Consider the following 19,314-nt stretch of genomic DNA (forward strand, 5'->3'; position numbering starts at 1 on the left):
AATCGTCGGACAATCCTTCCCCGGCGCCTGCAACCCCGAACGGACTCACAACGCGTTCATCGCTACGACACCACCCTCACCGCCACAACAAGGAGATCCCATGCGTCGCACCGCCACCCCGCTGCTGCTTGCCCTGTCCCTCGCTCTTGGAGCTTCGATGACCGCCCATGCCGACCCGTCGTCGCCGTCGATCGCCGCCGCGGCCGAAGGCACCCTGCTGAACATCTCGGCCAACGCCGAAGCCACCCGCGTGCCGGACGTGGCCACGCTGTCGGCCGGCGTGGTCACCCAGGCCGCCGACGGCAACAGCGCCATGCGCCAGAACGCCCAGCAGATGGACAAGGTCCTGGCTGCGATCAAGGCCGCCGGCATCGCCGAGCGCGACGTGCAGACCAGCGGCGTCAGCCTCAACCCGCAGTACCGCTATGCCGACAACGAAGCCCCGAAGATCACCGGCTACCAGGCCAGCAACACCGTCAGCCTGAAGGTCCGCGACATCGCCAAGCTGGGCAAGGTGCTGGACGCGCTGGCCGCGCAGGGCGCCAACCAGATCAACGGCCCGCAGTTCGAGATCGACCAGCCCGAGCCGGTCTATGACGAAGCGCGCCTGGCGGCACTGAAGAAGGCCCAGGCCCGTGCCCAGACCTATGCCAAGTCGCTTGGCCTGCAGGTGCGGCGCATTGTCAGCATTTCCGAGAACGCCGGTGGCGGTTTCCGCCCGATGCCGATGATGCGTGCGCAGGCCGCCGGCATGGCAATGGACAAGGCCACCCCGGTCGCCCCGGGCGAGTCGACCGTCTCGGTGAATCTGGACGTGGTGTTCGAACTGGGCCGCTGAGGCTCCTTCCGTTCAACCGACGGCGCCCTGCGGGGCGCCGTTTTCGTTTCCACCGCCGTCGTGCCGGCAGCGTTACATGAAGGCCAGCTCAACGCTGCCGCCCCTGCCTCTAGGCAGTGGTGGAGGCGGCGCGCTAATGATTGACTGCCAGCCGCGTGCGGCAACCCCGATGGCGGCCCTGGTGCGTTGAGGACTTCGACACTGGCATGGAGGTGGACCATGGTTCGTACGTATCCCGTAGTACCCCTGCACTTCGATCCCGCCCGCGTTGCCGCCTGGAGTGCGGCCATCGCCCTGCATCTGCTCGCGTTCCTGTTGTTGCTGATCCCGGCGACCTACCAGGCCATCACCGCGCTGCCGCGCGATCAGACCACGGTACGGTTCATTCCCAGGGAAGAGCCCAAGCCGATCGAGCCGTTGCCGGTGCCGACCGAGCCTGAAAAGGTGGAGGTGGTGCACAAGCGGCAGGCCACGCCGGTGCCCGCACCGCTGCCGACGCCCACCGCGACCGTCGAGGAGGCCCAGGGCATCATCCTGCCGGCGGCCGAGCCGACCGCGGTGCAGGCTGCGCCGACCATTGCTCCGTCCACGCCGCTGGCCGGCGCCCAGCTGCAGTACCGCAGCAACCCGCCGCCCAGCTACCCGATCCAGGCCCTGCGCAATCACGAACAGGGCACGGTGCTGCTGCGGGTGGAAGTGGACCCCAGTGGCCAGCCGGTGAACGTCAGCATCGAACGCAGCAGCGGCTCGCGCAGCCTGGACCAGGCCGCCCGCCAGCAGGTGCTGCGCCACTGGCGTTTCGAGCCGGCCGAGCGTGATGGCATGGCCGTTCCCGCCATCGGCATGGTGCCCGTGCAGTTCTCCTTGCCCGACTGAGCCACGGACCGGCCCGGCCGCACGCCGGGCCGGTCACAACGGTGAATGGGCCGGAACAGGGCCAATCTGCCCGGTTATTTGAACTTCGTTGGAAAACCGTTACGAATTTAGTAAAACTTCACACCTCCGTCACCTGCCGGAAACCTAGATTGACGCGTCCCGGGACACACCGGAGACAGCCCTCAATGCTCGAGTTTTCCAGTCAGGAGAGAAGCTGTGAAACACCCGATCCAACGGCCCGCCAGCCGCCGCCGCAACCACCTGGCAACGTCCATCACCCATATCCTTACCGGCGGCGCCCTGCTGCTCGCCGGGGCCGTGGCTTCCTCTTCTGCATTCGCGCAGGAACAGGCCACCAACCTTGACCGGATCACCGTCACCGGTTCGAACATCCCGCGCACCAACACCGAAACACCGTCGCCGGTGCAGGTGGTGACCCGCCAGGAAATCGATCGCACCGGCAAGACCACGGTGGCCGAGTACCTGCAGACCCTGACCGCTGACGGTTCCGGTTCGATCCCGAAGACCTTCGGCAACGGCTTCGCCGGTGGTGGCGCAGGCATTTCGCTGCGCGGCCTCGGTGCCGGCTCCACGCTGGTGCTGTTGAACGGCCGCCGCATGGCGACCTATGGCCTGGCCGATGACGGCCAGAAGGTATTCACCGACCTCAGCACCATTCCCCTCGACGCCGTCGAGCGCGTGGAAGTGCTGAAGGATGGCGCCTCGGCGATCTATGGCTCCGATGCCATCGCCGGCGTGGTCAACATCATCCTGCGCAGCGACTTCCAGGGCGGCATCCTGCGTGCCTCCTACGGCACCTCCGGTGATGGCGACGGCAATGCCAAAAAGGCCACCCTGACCGCCGGTACCGGCGATCTGGCCACCGATGGCTGGAATGCGTTCTTCAGTCTGGATGTCGGCAAGACCGACGCGATCAAGATCAGCGACCGCAAGAACCGCAAGTGGATCGGCACCGGCGACATCCGTCCGTGGGGCTATGGCAACAATGCCCAGTTCCTGGGTGGCGCCTACCTCAATAACCGCACCAGCGGCGGTGTCGGTCCGAACGGCTCGGTGTTCGACGACCGCGTTCCGCCGGGCACCTCCGCGCAGCTGGTTCCGCTGCCGGGCTGCCAGGGCCTGACCACCATCGGTGGCCAGACCGACGCTTCAGTGGCTGCCCAGGGCTGCCTGTGGGATCCGAACCAGCAGTACCGCGACCTCACCCCTGAAGAGAAGTACGTCAACGTGTTCGGCCGTGCCAGTTTCGCCTTCGGCGAAGGCGGCGAGGTCTACACCGAGATCGGCTACTCGAAGAAGGAAACCACCTTCAGCAACACCCCGTCCGGCGTGTCCGGCAGCTGGGGCTACCCGGAAGGTCCGCGCAATGCCAGCAGCGGTCCGGGTGCTGTGGTGCTGTCGCCGACCCACCCGGACAACCCGATCCAGGGCCAGGCCTCGCGCCTGCGCTATTCGGCATGGGATGTCGGTCCGCGCGTGACCAACAACACCAACGAGTTCAACCGCTTGCTGGTGGGCGTGAAGGGCAACTGGGGTGACTGGAGCTACGACACCGCCTACCTGCACTCGGGCACCGACCTGACCAACAAGCGCACCGGCTTCCTGCGTTACAGCGCTGTGCAGTGTGCGTTGGGCAACCCGAACTGCGCCGGCGGCGTGTGGCGCATCGGCGACAACGCCAACCTCAACTCTCAGGCGCTGTACGACTACATCTCGCCGCAGATCAGCGCACGCGCCAAGTCCAGCCTGGACATGTTCGACTTCACCATCTCGCGCAGCCTGATGGACCTGAAGGGCGGCCCGCTGGGCCTGGCCTTCGGTACCGAGTGGCGCAAGACCAGCAACAGCCTGACCCCGCAGACCTACACCGACCAGGGTGACATCATCGGCCTGGGCTATTCGGCCTATGACGGCACCCAGAACGTGTATGCCGGCTACGTCGAGCTGTCCGCGCCAGTGCTGGAGCAGTTGGAACTGTCGGCCGCCATGCGCTACGACAAGTACGAAAGCGGTGAAGGCAAGGCCACGCCGAAGCTGGGCGTGAAGTGGACCCCGGCAGACTGGATCGCCCTGCGCGCCAGCTACGCCGAAGGCTTCCGCGCGCCGAACCCGGCCGAGAACGGTGACGGTGGCCTGGCTGCCTTCTCCAACGCCCGTGATCCGGTGCGTTGCGCCGCCAGCCCGGCCGCCGATGTCGGCACCAACTGCAGCTCGCGGCCGGTGGCGATCATCACCCGTCCGAACAAGGACCTGAAGCCGGAAGAGTCCAAGAGCTACTCGGTCGGCATCGTGCTGCAGCCGACCTCCAGCACCTCGCTGACCGTCGATGCGTGGCAGATCAAGCGCACCAACGAAATCGCCCAGGGCGCCACCGCTGATGCCATCGCCGCCGGCAACGTGCTGCGTGACATCGACCTGATCAACGGCATTGCTGGCACCGGCAGCATCCTGGCGGTCAACACCGCGTACATCAACGCGGCCTCCACCCGCGTGCGCGGTATCGACACTGATATCCGCCAGACCTTCGACATCGGTCCGGGCCAGCTGGAGATGGACCTGCAGTGGAGCCACGTGCTCAAGTTCGAGCGCACCGACGCTGACGTCACCGTCGACTACGCCGGTACCCACGGCAACTGCGACGTGACCAACTGCATCGGTACGCCGAAGGACCGCATCAACTTCGGCACCACCTGGAAGCAGGGCAACTGGAGCGTCAGCGGCGTTGCCAACTACATCTCGAAGATGGACAACAAGGACTTCCGTGGTCCGGACGGCTCGTACCAGTTCTCCTATGCCGACGGTACCGACGTCACCAAGATCTCCTCGTTCACCACCTTCGACCTGTCCGGCCGCTGGAACATCACCGAAGCCTTCGAGCTGAACGCCTCGGTGGCCAACGTGTTTGATCGCATCGCTCCGCTCGATCCGACCACCTACGGTGGCGTGAACTACAACCCGCTGCACTTCAGCGGTGCCATTGGTCGCTACTTCACCGTCGGCGCCAAGTACACCTTCAAGTAATCCTGCTGCAGCGTCAGCCGCAAAGGCCCGGGCTCACGCCCGGGCCTTTGCTTTTCTACACACCCGTCAGCGTCCATCATGGGTGCACCTTCTCCTGCGACAGGCGCGATGCCCTCCTCCACTCAACGCCTTGGCCTGGCCGCACTGACCGCGCTGGTGGTTGGTTCGATGGTGGGCGCCGGCATCTTCTCGCTGCCGCAGAACGTGGCGCGCAGCGCCGGCCCGGCCGCCGCGCTGATCGGCTGGGCGGTGAGCGGTGCCGGCATGCTGATGCTTGCCTTCGTGTTCCAGGCCCTGGCCAATCGTCGCCCCGACCTGGACACCGGCATCTATGCGTACGCGCGCGAAGGCTTCGGCAACTACATCGGTTTCTCCGCCGCGTGGGGCTACTGGGTCGCTTCGGTACTCGGCAACGCCAGTTTCTTCGTACTGATCTTCAGCGGTCTCGGCCACTTCGCACCGGTGTTCGGCGAAGGCAATACACCGGCCGCCATCGCCGCATCGTCGCTGCTGCTGTGGACCGTGCACCTGCTGGTACTGCGCGGCCTGCGCACTGCGGCGATCATCAATGGCCTGGTCACCGTGGCCAAGCTGGTGCCGATCGCGCTGTTCCTGATTCTGGCAGCCGGCGCATTCCGCATGGACGTGTTCCGCGCCGACTTCTTCGGCGCTCCCGCGCTGGGCGACATGGGCCAGCAGCTGCGCGGGATGATGCTCGTCACCGTGTGGGTGTTCATCGGTATCGAAGGTGCCAGCATCTATTCGCGGCGCGCGGCACGACGCGCCGATGTCGGCCGCGCCACCGTGATCGGCTTCATCGGCGTGTGGCTGCTGCTGGTGCTGGTCAGCCTGCTGTCGATGGGTGTGCTGTCGCAGGCCGAACTGGCCGGCCTGCCCAATCCCTCGATGGCCTATGTGCTGCGCGCGATCGTTGGCGAATGGGGTGCGACGGTGATCATCATCGGCTCGATCATCTCGGTACTGGGCGCGCTGCTGGCATGGGTGCTGCTGTGCGCCGAAGTGCTGTTTGCCGCCGCTGGCGATGGCACGATGCCGGCCTTTCTCGGCCGCGAGAACGCGCGCGGCGTGCCCGCCAATGCACTGTGGTTGAGCAACGGCCTGATCCAGTTGTTCCTGCTGCTGGTGCTGTTCAATTCGGGCAGCTACACCAGCCTGATGCTGCTGGCGGCGTCGATGAGCCTGGTGCCGTACTTCCTGTCCAGCGCATTCGGCGTGAAGCTGGCCTGGCAGGGCGAGGCCTACGCCAGCGCGGCCGGCGCCCGCTGGCGCGACTTCATCGTCGCGCTGCTGGCCAGCGCCTATGCGCTGTGGCTGGTGTATGCCGGTGGCCTGGACAACCTGCTGCTGTCGGTACTGCTGTATGTGCCGGGCGTAGTGCTGTACGCGTTGACCCGGAGCCAGCGCGGCGAGCGGGTGTTCACGCGCTGGGAATGGGTGCTGTTCGGCGCGATCCTGATGGTGGCGATCGCTACGCTGGTGGCGTTCGCCCGTGGCGCGCTGACCTTGTAAGGCCGAGCCACGCCCGACGCTAGTGCTTCGTCAGCATGCCGATGTCATGCATCCAGCGCTCTGCCAGGCTGGGCCATGCCGACACCGGCGCATCTTTCAGGCGCAGGCCGAAGGCGTGGCCGCCGTGCGCGAACAGATGCATTTCAACCGGCACGCCGGCCTCGATCAGTGCGCGGTGATAGACCAGTGCATGACGGACATCGTCCGTCGGGTCATCGGCGGCCTGCACGATGAACGTCGGCGGCGCCTTTGCATCGACCACGATGTCTTTTTCCAGCGAATCATCCTTGCGTACCCAGAGATGCCCTGGATACAGCAGCATCGCGAAATCCGGCCGGCTGGACTGCACATCGGCCGCATCCAGCGGTGGATAGCTGCGCTGCGCATGCGTGCTCAGCCCGGCCACCACATGACCGCCGGCCGAGAAGCCGATCACGCCCAACCGTTGTGGATCGATCTTCCAGCGCGCGGCCTGCGCACGCAGCAGGCCCATTGCCCGCTGCGCATCCTGCAAGGCCATCGGCACGGCCGGAATGTCGCGGCAGTTGCATTCGCGGTCCCAGTTCGGCCCCGACGCCGGTACGCGATACTTCAGCAGTGCGCAGGTGACGCCCTGCGCGGTCAGCCAATCGCAGATCTCGCTGCCTTCCAGGTCGATCGCCAGCACGTTGTAGCCACCACCCGGTAACACCATCACTGCCGTGCCGTTGGGCGAGCCTTTCGCCGGGAACACGGTGAGCGTGGGCACGGCCACGTTCTGCAGCATCATCCAGCGCTCGCCACTGGCCTTGGACACGGTTTCGCTGACCTGCTCGCGGCCTTTCAGCTTCGGCGGTGCCATCACCTTCCCATCCGGCCACAGAGGGAGTTCGGTGGTACCGGCTGGCGGGTGCCAGGTGGCAGGCGCGGCGGCCGATGCGGTAAATGGCAGCAGGACCATCAGCAGGCGAAATGCAAAGCGAGCGCGCATCGTCAACATCCACGTGATGGACCTGCAGTGTAGAGTCGAGTCCGCTCGAAAGATCGCGCGCCATGCATCCACGCATGGGGTGGATCCACCGCCGCACGTGACTGCACGGCGCGACACAACAAAAAAGGCCTGCATCTTGCGATGCAGGCCTCTTGAATGTGGCGCCCGAAGTTGGACTCGAACCAACGACCCCCTGATTAACAGTCAAGTGCTCTAACCGGCTGAGCTATTCGGGCAGACCGCCAGTATAACGACTCTTCACGCGCGATGGTAGGGGTGATTGGCCAACATCGCAGCAGCGCGATACAACTGCTCGGCCACCACCAGCCGCACCAGCATGTGCGGCAGCGTCAGCGGGCCGATCGACCACTTTTCATCGGCCAGCGCAGACACTTCCGGCGAATGCCCTTCCGGGCCACCGATCAGGAACGCCAGGTCCCTGCCCTGTCCACGCCAGTGCTCCAGGCGCTGCGCCAGCTGTTCGGAACTGAGCTGGCGGCCCGGTACGTCCAGTGCAACGACATAGGCATTCTTCGGCAACGCAGCGATCACCCGCTTGCCCTCGTCCTCGGTGGCGCGACGTGCGTCGCGCCCTTTGCCACGCAGGCCGGGCTCGATCTCCACCAGCTCGAACGGCAGCCAGTGCGAGAGCCGCTTCTGGTACTCGGCAAATCCCTGCGCCACCCAACTGGGCGCGCGTTCGCCGGTGGCGATCAGGCGGGCTTTCATCAACATTCCTCCAAAACGTCGACGGCGCCATCGGCGCCGTCGAAAACTGCATCAACGAATGGCTCAGGCCACTTCGTCGTCATCGTAGGACGGCGGCTGGTCGCCAACGGTCCACAGGCGCTCGAGCGCGTAGAACTCGCGCACGCGCGGCAGCATCACGTGCACGATGACGTCGCCCAGGTCGACCAGCACCCATTCGGCTTCACGCTCGCCTTCAACACCCAGGGGCATGACGTCGATGTTCTTGGCGAAGCGCACGACTTCGTCGGCGATGGACTTCACATGGCGGGTCGAAGTACCCGATACGACCACCATGTAGTCGGCGACGCTGGACTTGCCGCGTACGTCGATCTCGACCGGGTCCTTGGCCTTCAGGTCTTCGGTGGCTTGACGGACGCTGGCCAGCAGTTCCGGCACGGAGGGCGGCGGGCTGGGCAGATCGACCTTGATGGTCTGGGGCTGGGTCTGGTTGCTCAAAGCGGGTCGACTCGATAAACGTGGGGGCGATTATACGGGCACAGCGCGGCAACCGTATTCACGAGGTGGCGGGGCGGTACAGGCCGTGGCCAGAAACGTAGTCGGCCACCGCCGGTGCCAGCATGGCCCGCCAGGGGCCGCCCGCGGCGATCTGGGCGCGCACGGCACTGGCCGATTCCACCCGCAGCGGGTGGTGCAGGCGCAGGATGCGGCCGGCCGGGCTGGTGAACAGGGCCTGTTCGTTGTCGGCCCAGCGCCCCTCGGTGGCCTGACCCAGCGCGCCGTCGACACTGGCCCGCAGCGGGCTGCCGGGCCGCTCGGCAACGATGAAATGGGCCAGACCGAACAGCGCCTGCCACTCGTGCCAGCTGGGCAGGCCCAGCAGGCTGTCGGCCCCCACCAGCCACGCCAGCGGGCGGCTGGGGCCAAGTTCGGCCCGCAGTTCGCGCAGGGTATCGACGGTATAGGAAGGTCGGCCAGGGAAGCGCTCGGCCCGATCCAGCTCATGCCGGTCCAGCAGCAGGCCCGGCTCATCGCCGATGGCCAGGCCGAGCATGGTGCAGCGTTGCTCGGCGGTCGCGCCCGGTACCGCGCGATGCGGCGGGTCGGCGGCAGGCAGCATGCGCACCGCCACCTGCAGTTCATCGCGCGCAGCGCGCGCGATCGCCAGATGGCCCAGATGCACCGGGTCGAAGGTGCCCCCGTAGTAGATCCGCAGGCTCATGGATCAGGCCCGGGCGAGCAGCCGCACCGCACGCGCTTCGGCCACCGCCACCAGCAGGCGCTCAAGTGCAAGCCAGGCATCGCCGTCTGCGCGGCCCTTGGCGATGCGGTCAACCAGCCCTGCTTCGGCCACGAAACGCTCCCAGCGCTTGCCTTCCGGGTGCCGCTGCAGCGCGCGCTTGTAGGGCGCCTGCCGCGATTCCCAGATACCCCGGGATTTCATCTCCGCCGCCAGATTGCCGCCACGTGCCTGTACCCGTGCCAGGCCGGCACCGGCCAACAGCTCGCGGATCACGATCGGCATCAGCGCGGCCACGGCCTCGCCTTCGCCGCGCAACCCGGCCAGCATCCTCAGTACCGCCTGGGGCTGGCCGGAGAAGGTGGCTTCCACCAGCCGGAACACGTCGTAGCGGGCAGCATCGGCCACCAGCGATTCCATCCGTTCCACGTCCAGGGTCTGGCCGTCGGCCAGCAATACGAGCTTGTCGATCTCCTGCGCAGCCGCCAGCAGGTTGCCTTCCACGCGTTCGGCCAAGCGCTGCACGGCCGCCGGTTCGGCGCGCAGGCCCCTGCTGCGCAGGCGCCGTTCGATCCAGTCCGACAGCTCATGCGGCTTGATGGCCCAGGCCACCGACAGCACGCCGACGCGGTTCACCGCCTCGGCCCATTTGCCCTGGTGGGCCTTGCTCCATTCGTTGGCGGTGATCATCAGGATCACGTCCGGCGCCGGGTTGGCGCAGAACCGGCTGATCACCTCACCGCCGTCCTTGCCCGGCTTGCCGCTGGGCAGGCGCACTTCCACCAGGCGGCGGGCACTGAACAGACTGGGGGCATTGAAGCTGGCGTCGAGCTGGTTCCAGTCGAAATCACGGCCATCGGCATCGAACACTTCGCGCTCGTCGATGCCGGCCGCACGTGCACGGGCACGTACGGCATCAGCTGCCTCCAGCACACGCAGCGTTTCCGGACCGGCGATCAGGTAGACCGGCGCCAGCGCCGTGTCAGCGCCCTGTCCGGCCAGCTGTTCCGGTCGCAGTTCCATCGGGCGCCCGGCTCAGTGCTGGACGGCGGGTGCGGGCTCGACCGGATCGTGCTCGACCGGCTTCGGCGCCGACAGGCTGCCGCCCTTTTCCAGTTCGGCGCGGACCACGCTGTCGATGCGGCGGATGATCGAGGCCGACATTTCCCGGCGCAGTTCGTCGGCCAGGATCTCGCGTTCGGTGGTGGTACCGGTGGCGTCGGTCGGCGGCGACACGTAGTCGCGCGACAGTTCGATCACCTGCTGCGGCACCAGCTCGCTGCCGTCTTCGCGGCGGAAGATGAAGATCACCGCATAGCGCAGGCTGTATTCCTGCGCGCGGCCCTGCGAGTCGATCGCGATGGGCAGGTCGCCCCAGCGTTCGGACAGCACCTGCAGCTGGGCATTGGGGCCCTCGCTGTCCTCATCGGCCAAGCGCGCACCGGATGCCAGCAGGCTGCGGTTCAACAGCTTGACCAGCTCGCTGTAGGGCGCGGTGGAGACCACCTTCACCGGCGCCGTGTCGGTCGGCAGCATCAGCTTGTTGCGCAGGTGGAAACCGCAGCCGGCGAGGCCGAGGACGAGAACGAGGGCAAGCAGGATTCGGGTCATGGAGACAGTCTGGCGGAGCCGGGCGATCACGGCAACAGACAGGGTGCCCGAGGCCGCGTGAACGCAGGGCCATCGGCCGGGCGTGCCCGGCGTGGCGACAACGCACCGACCGCCACGATGGCGGCCGGTGCCAGGTACATCAGGCAGCGACGATGTTCACGATCTTGCCGGGGACGATGATGATCTTGCGCACCGTCAGGCCTTCCAGGAACTTGGCCGCGTTCGGCTCGGCCAGCGCCAGCGCTTCAACCTGTTCGCGCGCGGCATCGGCGGCGACCTCGATCGTGCCGCGCAGCTTGCCATTGACCTGCACGGCCAGGGTCAGCGCGTCGCGAACCAGCGCACTGCTGTCGGCCTGCGGGAACGGCTGGTCTTCCAGCAGCGTTTCGCCATGGCCCAGCACCTGCCACAGGGCGTGGCTGGCGTGCGGGGTGATCGGGTTGAGCAGCAGCACGATGGCCTGCAGCGCTTCCTGGCGCACGGCGCGCCCCTGCTCGCTGCCGTCCTCGAACTTGGCCAACGCGTTCATCAGCTCCATCACCGCGGCAATGGCGGTGTTGAAGCTGTGACGACGGCCGTAGTCGTCACCGACCTTGCCGATGGTCTCGTGGGTCTTGCGGCGCAGGGCCTTCTGGCTGGCATCCAGTGCAGCCGCGTCGAGCGCCGGTGCGGCGCCGTCGGCAGCGTGCTTCTGCACCTGTGCCCACAGGCGGCGCAGGAAACGGGCCATGCCGTCCACGCCGGCTTCGTTCCATTCCAGCGACTGTTCCGGCGGTGCCGCGAACATCGAGAACAGGCGCACGGTGTCGGCACCGTACTTGCCGACCATCGCCTGCGGGTCCACGCCGTTGTTCTTCGACTTGGACATCTTCTCGGTACCACCGACCACCACCGGCTGACCGTCGGCGATCAGGGTGGCGCCGGTGATGCGGCCGCGCTCGTCGCGCTGCACTTCCACATCGGCCGGGTTGATCCAGTCCTTCGAGCCGTCCGGGTTCGGGCGGTAGTAGGTCTCGGCGATCACCATGCCCTGGCACAGCAGGTTCCGCGCCGGCTCGTTGCTGTCCACCATCCGCGCGTCGCGCAGCAGCTTGTGGTAGAAGCGGAAATACATCAGGTGCAGGATCGCGTGCTCGATGCCACCGATGTACTGGTCCACCGGCAGCCAGTAGTTGCCACGCTTGTCGACCGCATCGCGGGCGCCCGGCGAGGTGTAGCGGGCGTAGTACCAGCTCGACTCCATGAAGGTGTCGAAGGTGTCGGTCTCACGCTCGGCCGCGCCGCCGCAGTCCGGGCAGGTGGTCTTGCGCCATTCCGGATCGGCCTTGATCGGCGAACCGGTGCCGACGAAGTTGACGTCTTCAGGCAGCACCACCGGCAACTGGTCTTCCGGCACCGGCACCGCGCCACACTTGTCGCAGTAGATCACCGGGATCGGGCAACCCCAGTAGCGCTGGCGGCTCACGCCCCAGTCGCGCAGACGGTAGTTCACCCGGCGCTGGCCCTGGGCCTTGCGCTCGAAACGCTCGGCCAGCGCTTCGAAGGCGCCCTGGAAGTCCAGGCCGTCGAACTCGTCGGAGTTGACCAGTTCGGTCTCGCGGGTCTTGTCGCCGTACCAGTCCTGCCAGCGCGTCGCGTCGTAGGCGCTCTCGTCCTTGCGCAGCGACTTCAGCGCGATGACCTGGCGGATCGGCAGGTTGTACTTGTTGGCGAATTCATTGTCGCGCTGGTCGTGGCCCGGTACGGCCATCACCGCGCCGGTGCCATAGCCCATCAGCACGAAGTTGGCGACCCAAACCGGCACCTGGGCACCAGTAACCGGATGCACGGCGCGCAGGCCGGTATCCATGCCGCGCTTTTCCTGGGTCTCCAGCTCGGCCTCGGACACGCCGCCCTGCTTCATTTCCGACAGCAGCGCAGCCAGTTCCGGATTGTTCTTCGCAGCATGCAGCGCCAGCGGGTGTTCGCCGGCGATCGACACGAAGGTCACGCCCATCACGGTATCCGGGCGGGTGGTGAACACGCGCAGCGGATCCAGTGCGGCGCCATCAACGTCGCGCACATCGAACTGGATTTCCAGGCCTTCGGAACGACCGATCCAGTTGCGCTGCATGGTCTTGACCGAGTCCGGCCAGCCGTCCAGTTCATCCAGGCCGTCCAGCAGTTCCTGGGCGTAGTCGGTGATGCGCAGGAACCACTGCGGGATCTCACGCTTTTCCACCAACGCGCCGGAGCGCCAGCCACGGCCGTCGATGACCTGTTCGTTGGCCAGCACGGTCTGGTCGACCGGGTCCCAGTTCACCACCGCGTTGCGGCGGTAGGCCAGGCCCTTGCGCATCAGGCGGGTGAACATGCGCTGCTCGTGGACGTAATAGTCCGGGCGGCAGGTGGCGAACTCGCGCGACCAGTCGATGGCATAGCCCAGCGACTTCAGCTGGCTGCGCATGTGGTCGATGTTCTTGTAGGTCCAGGCGGCCGGCGCGGTCTTGTTCTTGATCGCGGCGTTTTCTGCTGGCAGGCCGAACGCGTCCCAGCCCATCGGCTGCAGGACGTTGTGGCCGGTCATGCGCTTGTAGCGGCTGATCACGTCGCCGATCGTGTAGTTGCGCACGTGGCCCATGTGCAGCGCACCGGACGGATACGGAAGCATCGACAGGCAGTAGTACTTCGGCTTGTCCGAGGCTTCATCGACCTCGAAGGCACGGGTAGCATCCCAGTACTGCTGGGCGGCGGATTCAACCTGCTGCGGATCGTAAACGTTGGGTTCGACGCTGGTCATGTAACACGCGGTTGCGGCGGCAAAGCGGTACAGCGTACCGCAGTGCGGCAAATGGCTCCAATCCTGCCTGCCGGACCGGCGCGCGGCGTGGCTGCGGGAAGCGTCTCAGCGCCCGCGCGACAGAGGCAGGGCCAGGGCCAGCCAGAGCGCCCAGCAGGCAAAGGCCAACCGCTGCGCCAGCGCCGCCGGCAGTACCCCCGGCAGGCCGAACGCCAGCAGACCGGCACCGATTCCGCAGGCCAGCGTCAGCAGGCCCAGCCTGCGCCCGCCGGAATGCCGCAGCCGCGCCGCGCCCAGCATCACGCTGCCGGCGACAAAGGCCAGTGCCCAGACCATCCACACGCTGGCGTGCAGCTTGCTGGCAGGGCCCTGCATGCCCATCTGGTCTTCGAAATCCAGCGGCAGCAGGCCCATCGCGATGAAGGCGAGACCGGCCAGCAGCAGCATCTGGCTGCCCACGCGTGCCGTCCAGGCGGCGTCCACCGGCAGCTGCCGGCGCAGGCGCTCGGCCACGACCACCGCCAGTGCACCCGGCAGCACCAGGCCCAGCAGGTTGAAGCCCAGCGCATGGGGGATGCCGTGCGCGCCCAGCCAGGTCACCGGATGCATCGCCTGCGAATAGTCCGGCAGGGCCGCACCGAAGCCGGCCACCGACAGCACGAACAGGGCTGCGGCGAGCATGCCTACCCAACGATCCAGCCGAACCACGGACATTGCAGCCACTCTTCAGGAGAACATCAGGCCATTGTCACGGCAGCTGGCACCTGCGCCAAGCCGTCCGCGATTTCATGGGGGGCGTGACCGCAGGGTTGAGACCGGCAAGGTTCGTCACCATAGAATCGGTCTCCAGATGCCGAACGATGCCCCATGACCGAGACGACCTACGTATTCGATGCCACCACTGCCACCTTCGAGGCGGAAGTGCTGCAGAAGTCGCTGCAGACGCCGGTCCTGGTGGATTTCTGGGCGACCTGGTGCGAGCCGTGCAAGACCCTCGGCCCGATGCTGGAGAAGCTGGCCGGCGAATACAACGGCGCGTTCGAGCTGGCCAAGGTCGACGTGGACAAGGAACAGCAGATCGCGGCGGCCTTCCAGATCCGTTCGGTGCCCACCGTGTTCCTGGTCAAGGGTGGACAGCTGGTGGACGGCTTCCCCGGCGCCCTGCCGGAAGGCCAGCTGCGTGAATTCCTGGCCCAGCATGGCGTTGTGCCGGCTGACGTCGGCGACACCATCGCCCAGGACGAAGCGCCGCTGGACCCGCAGGCACAGGTGGACGTGCTGCGCGCGCAGATTGCCGCCGAGCCGGACAAGGATGAGCTGAAGCTCGACCTGGCCCTGGCCCTGCTGCAGGTCGGCGGCGTGGACGAGGCCGGCACCCTGATCGATGCCCTGCCCGCCAACCTGGCCACCGACGACCGCGCCGTGCGTGGCCGCGCCCGGCTCTCCTTCGCCGCCGCGCTGAAGGATGCCCCGCCCGCCGAGGAGCTGGATGCGCGCATCGCCGCCGACGGCAAGGATCTGCAGGCACGCCACCTGCGGGGTGTGCAGCTGCTGCTGGCCGGCGAGGACGAAGCTGCGCTGGAACAGTTCCTGGAGATGCTGCGGATCGACCGCAGTTTCCAGGAAGGACTGCCGCGCAAGGCCCTGATCGATGCGTTCAACGTCATCGCCGATGAAGACCTGGTCGGCCGTTCGCGGCGCCGGATGGCCTCCCTGCTGTTCTGAACGGCACCGGCATCGTTCAGAATCCCTGCACTGAACGCGGGCAATAATGCCCGCGATGGTGGCCCCCAGGGCCGCCACGATCCGTTCGGGGGGATGAGGTCGGGGCCATGGGGTCTTGCTGCTGCGCCCCCGCTTTGCCGGGACAGCTATCCGTGACCGTTGGCCGCTCGTCGTCTTTCATCAAGTATTTCCTGCGCACACTGCTGTGTGCCCTCTGCCTGTGGCCGGCGCTCGCCGGCGCGCAGGACTGGAACTACCGGGTCCGCCCCGGCGATACCCTGTGGGATCTCGGCGCGGCCTACCTCAAGCCCAGCATCGGCTGGCAGCAGCTGCAGCAGCACAACCGCATCGACAACCCGTACCGGCTGCCGCCGGGTGAACTGCTGCGCTTCCCGATCGGCTGGCTGCGCGTTGAGCCCGCCCCGGCGCGGGTACTGGCCGTGCGTGGGCAGGTTGAACTGAGCGCGGCCGATGGCAGCAGCAGCCGCGCCGTGCGCGCAGGCGAACAGCTGCACATCGGCGACGCGATCCAGACCAAGGCCGATTCCAGCATCACCCTTGAGTTCGCCGATGCGTCGCGCTTGCAGCTGCGCGAATACTCACGCCTGCGCCTGGACCAGCTCAGCCGCTATGGCCGCACCGGCATGGTCGATACCCGCCTGCGCCTGCAGCAGGGGCGCGCCAGCAACCGGGTAACCCCTGCACGCGGGCCGGCCTCGCGCTACATCATCGATGCCCCCACGGCCACCAGCAGCGTGCGCGGCACCGTGTTCCGGGTCAGCGCCGGCGATGATGCCCATGCCGGTGCCACCGAAGTACTGGAAGGCAAAGTGCAGGTCGGCAACCCGCATGGCCAGCGTCTGGTGCACCCCGGCCAGGCCAGCCGCAGCGCGGGCAGCGGAACGGCGCCCGAAGCGGTTTCCGGTTTGCTGCCGGCACCGCGCCTGCGTGCCGATGCGACCCGCCTGGGAGCCCTGCCGGCCCAGCTCGCGTGGGAGCCGGTGACCGGCGCCGATCACTACCGGGTCGAAGTGGTGCAGGCCGCCACCCCGGAAATCCTGTTGTTTGCCGCCGACACCGCCGACACCCGGCTGCTGATCGGCGAGCTGCCGCCAGGAACGCTGCGCCTGCTGCTGCGCGCAGTGGATGCACAGGGTGTGGAAGGCCTGGATGCCAGCGAGGATTTCGTCCTCGACGACCAGCCGCCACCGCCGCTGACCATTTCCCCGCTGCAGGGACAGGCGGTCAACAGCAACCGTCCCCGCTTCCACTGGAGCCAGGCGCCCGGTGCCAGCAGCAGCGTGCTGCAGTTGGCCGACGAGCCGCAGTTCCTGCAGCCGCTGCGCGAGCAGAGCACCGGCGGCACCGACCTGCGCCTGGGCCAGCCGCTGCCTCCCGGCCAGTACTACTGGCGGGTCGCTTCGCGTGATGACCAGGGCCACCAGGGTCGCTATGGCCAGGCAGTGACGCTGCAACTGACCGATGAACCGGTGGACCCGGCACTGCAGCCGCCCGAAGCCGTCGATGGCGAGCTGACCCTGCGCTGGCAGGCGGGAAGCGACGGGCAGCGCTACCGCGTGCAGGTCGATCGCCGCGGCGACTTCAGCGCGCCGCTGCTCGATACCACCGTCGACCAACCGCAGGTCAGTTTCAAGCGCCCGTGGCGCGGCACGCTGCACATCCGCGTGCAGTACATTGATGACGACGGCCATGCTGGACCGTTCTCGCCCGCCCAGCAGGTCAAGCTGCCGTGTCGCCTGTGCTACGGCGCCAGCGGTGGTGCCCTGCTGCTGTGGCTGTTGCTGTGAGGCGCTCGCCGCTGCCGTGGTCGCGACGGATCCTGCTGGCCCTGCTGGCGGGTGTAGCGACGGCGGTGGTCAGCCATGGCCAGTGGCTGTGGCGGCAGGACGAAAGCGCGTACGACCTGATGGTCGGCAGCTGGGATTACCGCCCCGACCCCAGCGTGCTGATCGTGGCCATCGACGAAGGCAGCCTGCAGCGGCTGGGCCAGTGGCCGTGGCCGCGCTCGATGCATGCCCGCCTGCTGGACCGCTTGACCGACGCCGGTGCCGAGCGCGTCGCGCTGGACCTCATGCTGTCCGAGCCCGACCGTCGCGATGCGCGCCAGGATGCCGAGCTGGCAGCGGCGATCCGTCGCAACGGCCGTGTGGTACTGCCAGTGCTGGCCGCGCCGGCCGCCGGCGACCGCATGGCCGAGGAGATGCTGCCGATCCCGCTGATTGCCGCCAGCGCTGCCGCCATCGGCCACAGCGACGTTGAAGTCGACGGCGATGGTGTCGCCCGCGGGGCCTACCTGCACGCCGGCATCGGCCAGGCGCACTGGCCGGCACTCGGCCTGGCGTTGACCGGCCTGCCGCCGCAACGCGCACAGGGCCTGCCCGACCCCGACCCGGCGCTGGACTCGCCCTATCAATGGCGCCGCAATGATTACGTACGCGTGCGTTATGCCGGGCCACCGGAACGCTTGCCGCAGGTGTCCTACGCCGATGTGCTGGAAGGGCGCGTGGATGCCTCGATGCTGCGTGGCAGGCGCATCGTGGTGGGCATGACCGCCAGCGGCATCGCCCTCCGCCTGTTGACACCCACCACCCGCGAATACTGGATGAGCGGCAGCGAGTACCAGGCCAACATCGCCTCGATGCTGCTGCAGGACAAGCAGATCAACGTGTTGCCCCGCGCTTGGCAGGACGCCCTGGCCGGCCTGCTGGTGGCCATGTGCGTGCTGCTGCTCGGGCTGCGCCTGCCCTGGGTGGTTGCGCTGTGCTCGCTGCCGGCCGCGCCGCTGCTGAGCTGGCTGCTGCTGCGCACCGGCAGCCTCTGGTGGGCGCCGGCCAGCGCCCTGCTCGGCGTCGTGCTGGTGCTGACGGCGTGGGCGACCTGGCGCATCGCCTCCTGGCACCGCCAGGCCAACCGTGATGCGCTGACCGGACTGGGCAACCGCCTGCGCTTCGAACAGTCGCTGCAACAGGAATGCGATGCGGCACGCCGCAGTGGCAAGCCACTGACCCTGGCCCTGATCGACGTCGACCACTTCAAGCACCACAACGATCGTCATGGCCACCAGGTCGGCGATCGCGTGCTGTGCGAAGTGGCCCGCCTGATCCAGGCGCATGCCCGGCGCCCCCGCGACATGGCTGCCCGCTACGGCGGCGACGAGTTCGCACTGGTGTTGCCCGACACCCCGGTTGAAGGCGCGCGGCAGGTGATCGAAGACCTGATCTCCTGCATCCGCGCCCTGCCGCCGCCCGGCGATGGCAGCGACACAGGCGTCACCCTGACCATCGGCGTCTACACCCGTGTGCCTGACGGCGACCTGCAACCGCATCATTTCGTCGAAGGCGCCGACAACGCGCTGTACCGGGCCAAGGACAATGGCCGCGACGGCTACGTGATCGACGGCGGCACGCCCGGACCCTAACGCCCGGCAGGCCTGTCGGGGCGCTGCGGGCTACAACATACGCATGCGAATGGTTAGACTGGGCGCCCCGTCCCCTGCCCGGTTCCCGCATGAAAGCCAGCACGTTCCGCTTCGGCATCAACCTGTGGCCACCGTTCCTGTTCACCGGCATCCATGTCACCCGGATCACCCCGGACTACCGGCAGATCGACGTGGAACTGCGCCTGCGCCCCTGGAACCGCAACTACGTCGGCACCCACTTCGGTGGCAGCCTGTTTGCGATGACCGATCCGTTCTGGATGCTGGGCCTGATGCACACGCTGGGCCGCGACTATTACGTCTGGGATCGCGCCGGTGCGATCGATTTCCTCAAGCCCGGTCGTGGAACGGTGCGCACGTCTTTCCGCATCGACGATGCACTGCTGGATGAACTGCGCACGGCGGCGGCCGGTGGCGAAAAAGTGCTGCGCTGGTTCAGCAACGACGTGGTCGACGAAGCCGGCGAGGTGGTCGCGCAGGTACGCAAGCAGGTCTATGTGCGCCTGAAGCCACACGCACGGTAAAGCGGGCCGGCTGA

General features: G+C 67.3%; 16 protein-coding genes and 1 tRNA gene. 8 read left to right on the top strand and 9 right to left on the bottom strand.

Features of this window, described 5'->3' with window-relative positions; translation table 11 throughout:
* The first annotated feature begins 100 nt into the window (after positions 1-100).
* From CLM74_RS15465 to arcD, 4 genes are all read left to right on the top strand, one after another.
* The gene (locus CLM74_RS15465) at positions 101-838 is read left to right on the top strand and encodes an SIMPL domain-containing protein (protein WP_025879289.1); all 738 of its coding nucleotides are present in this window, start codon (positions 101-103) and stop codon (positions 836-838) included.
* Between the two features lie 219 nt (positions 839-1,057).
* On the top strand, positions 1,058-1,714 hold the full coding sequence (locus tag CLM74_RS15470; protein WP_105164456.1) for an energy transducer TonB: 657 nt from the start codon (positions 1,058-1,060) through the stop codon (positions 1,712-1,714).
* A gap of 216 nt (positions 1,715-1,930) precedes the next feature.
* The gene (locus tag CLM74_RS15475) at positions 1,931-4,756 is read left to right on the top strand and encodes a TonB-dependent receptor (protein ID WP_025879291.1); all 2,826 of its coding nucleotides are present in this window, start codon (positions 1,931-1,933) and stop codon (positions 4,754-4,756) included.
* Positions 4,757-4,864: 108 nt separating this feature from the next.
* Positions 4,865-6,286: an arginine-ornithine antiporter gene (arcD, locus tag CLM74_RS15480; RefSeq protein ID WP_105164457.1), complete on the top strand. Its 1,422-nt coding sequence runs from the start codon at positions 4,865-4,867 to the stop codon at positions 6,284-6,286.
* Between the two features lie 19 nt (positions 6,287-6,305).
* Here the strand turns inward: arcD and CLM74_RS15485 are convergent, their stop codons facing one another.
* The 9 genes from CLM74_RS15485 to CLM74_RS15525 all read right to left on the bottom strand — a co-directional run bounded on the left by CLM74_RS15485 (position 6,306) and on the right by CLM74_RS15525 (position 14,308).
* Positions 6,306-7,256: an alpha/beta hydrolase gene (locus tag CLM74_RS15485; RefSeq protein ID WP_105164458.1), complete on the bottom strand. Its 951-nt coding sequence runs from the start codon at positions 7,254-7,256 to the stop codon at positions 6,306-6,308.
* Positions 7,257-7,415: 159 nt separating this feature from the next.
* Positions 7,416-7,492: transfer RNA gene (locus tag CLM74_RS15490), tRNA-Asn, on the bottom strand.
* Positions 7,493-7,514: 22 nt separating this feature from the next.
* Complete coding sequence (gene rlmH / locus CLM74_RS15495) at positions 7,515-7,985, bottom strand: 23S rRNA (pseudouridine(1915)-N(3))-methyltransferase RlmH (RefSeq protein ID WP_025879294.1); 471 nt, start codon at positions 7,983-7,985, stop codon at positions 7,515-7,517.
* A 63-nt stretch (positions 7,986-8,048) separates the two neighbouring features.
* Positions 8,049-8,462, bottom strand: a complete 414-nt coding sequence (rsfS, locus tag CLM74_RS15500) for a ribosome silencing factor (RefSeq protein ID WP_025879295.1) — start codon at positions 8,460-8,462, stop codon at positions 8,049-8,051.
* A gap of 58 nt (positions 8,463-8,520) precedes the next feature.
* On the bottom strand, positions 8,521-9,186 hold the full coding sequence (nadD, locus tag CLM74_RS15505) for a nicotinate-nucleotide adenylyltransferase (RefSeq protein ID WP_025879296.1): 666 nt from the start codon (positions 9,184-9,186) through the stop codon (positions 8,521-8,523).
* Positions 9,187-9,189: 3 nt separating this feature from the next.
* On the bottom strand, positions 9,190-10,227 hold the full coding sequence (gene holA / locus CLM74_RS15510) for a DNA polymerase III subunit delta (RefSeq protein WP_059064761.1): 1,038 nt from the start codon (positions 10,225-10,227) through the stop codon (positions 9,190-9,192).
* Between the two features lie 12 nt (positions 10,228-10,239).
* The gene (lptE, locus tag CLM74_RS15515) at positions 10,240-10,815 is read right to left on the bottom strand and encodes an LPS assembly lipoprotein LptE (protein ID WP_033831702.1); all 576 of its coding nucleotides are present in this window, start codon (positions 10,813-10,815) and stop codon (positions 10,240-10,242) included.
* Positions 10,816-10,954: 139 nt separating this feature from the next.
* On the bottom strand, positions 10,955-13,594 hold the full coding sequence (leuS, locus tag CLM74_RS15520) for a leucine--tRNA ligase (RefSeq protein ID WP_025879299.1): 2,640 nt from the start codon (positions 13,592-13,594) through the stop codon (positions 10,955-10,957).
* Positions 13,595-13,699: 105 nt separating this feature from the next.
* Entirely contained in the window at positions 13,700-14,308 is a 609-nt protein-coding gene (locus CLM74_RS15525) for a DUF998 domain-containing protein (RefSeq protein ID WP_033831703.1), read from the bottom strand.
* Positions 14,309-14,461: 153 nt separating this feature from the next.
* Here CLM74_RS15525 and trxA point away from each other — a divergent pair, with 153 nt between their 5' ends.
* The 4 genes from trxA to CLM74_RS15545 all read left to right on the top strand — a co-directional run bounded on the left by trxA (position 14,462) and on the right by CLM74_RS15545 (position 19,300).
* A complete protein-coding gene (trxA, locus tag CLM74_RS15530; RefSeq protein ID WP_105164459.1) occupies positions 14,462-15,319 on the top strand; it encodes a thioredoxin in 858 nt (285 codons plus the stop codon).
* A gap of 107 nt (positions 15,320-15,426) precedes the next feature.
* The gene (locus CLM74_RS15535) at positions 15,427-17,127 is read left to right on the top strand and encodes a FecR domain-containing protein (protein WP_105164460.1); all 1,701 of its coding nucleotides are present in this window, start codon (positions 15,427-15,429) and stop codon (positions 17,125-17,127) included.
* On the top strand, positions 17,124-18,758 hold the full coding sequence (locus CLM74_RS15540; RefSeq protein WP_033831706.1) for a CHASE2 domain-containing protein: 1,635 nt from the start codon (positions 17,124-17,126) through the stop codon (positions 18,756-18,758). Before CLM74_RS15535 ends, CLM74_RS15540 begins: the two co-directional genes overlap by 4 nt.
* Before the next feature lie 89 nt (positions 18,759-18,847).
* On the top strand, positions 18,848-19,300 hold the full coding sequence (locus CLM74_RS15545; RefSeq protein WP_032975063.1) for a DUF4442 domain-containing protein: 453 nt from the start codon (positions 18,848-18,850) through the stop codon (positions 19,298-19,300).
* The last annotated feature ends 14 nt before the right edge of the window (positions 19,301-19,314 follow it).

This window comes from Stenotrophomonas sp. MYb57, assembly GCF_002966815.1.
GTDB lineage: Bacteria > Pseudomonadota > Gammaproteobacteria > Xanthomonadales > Xanthomonadaceae > Stenotrophomonas > Stenotrophomonas indicatrix.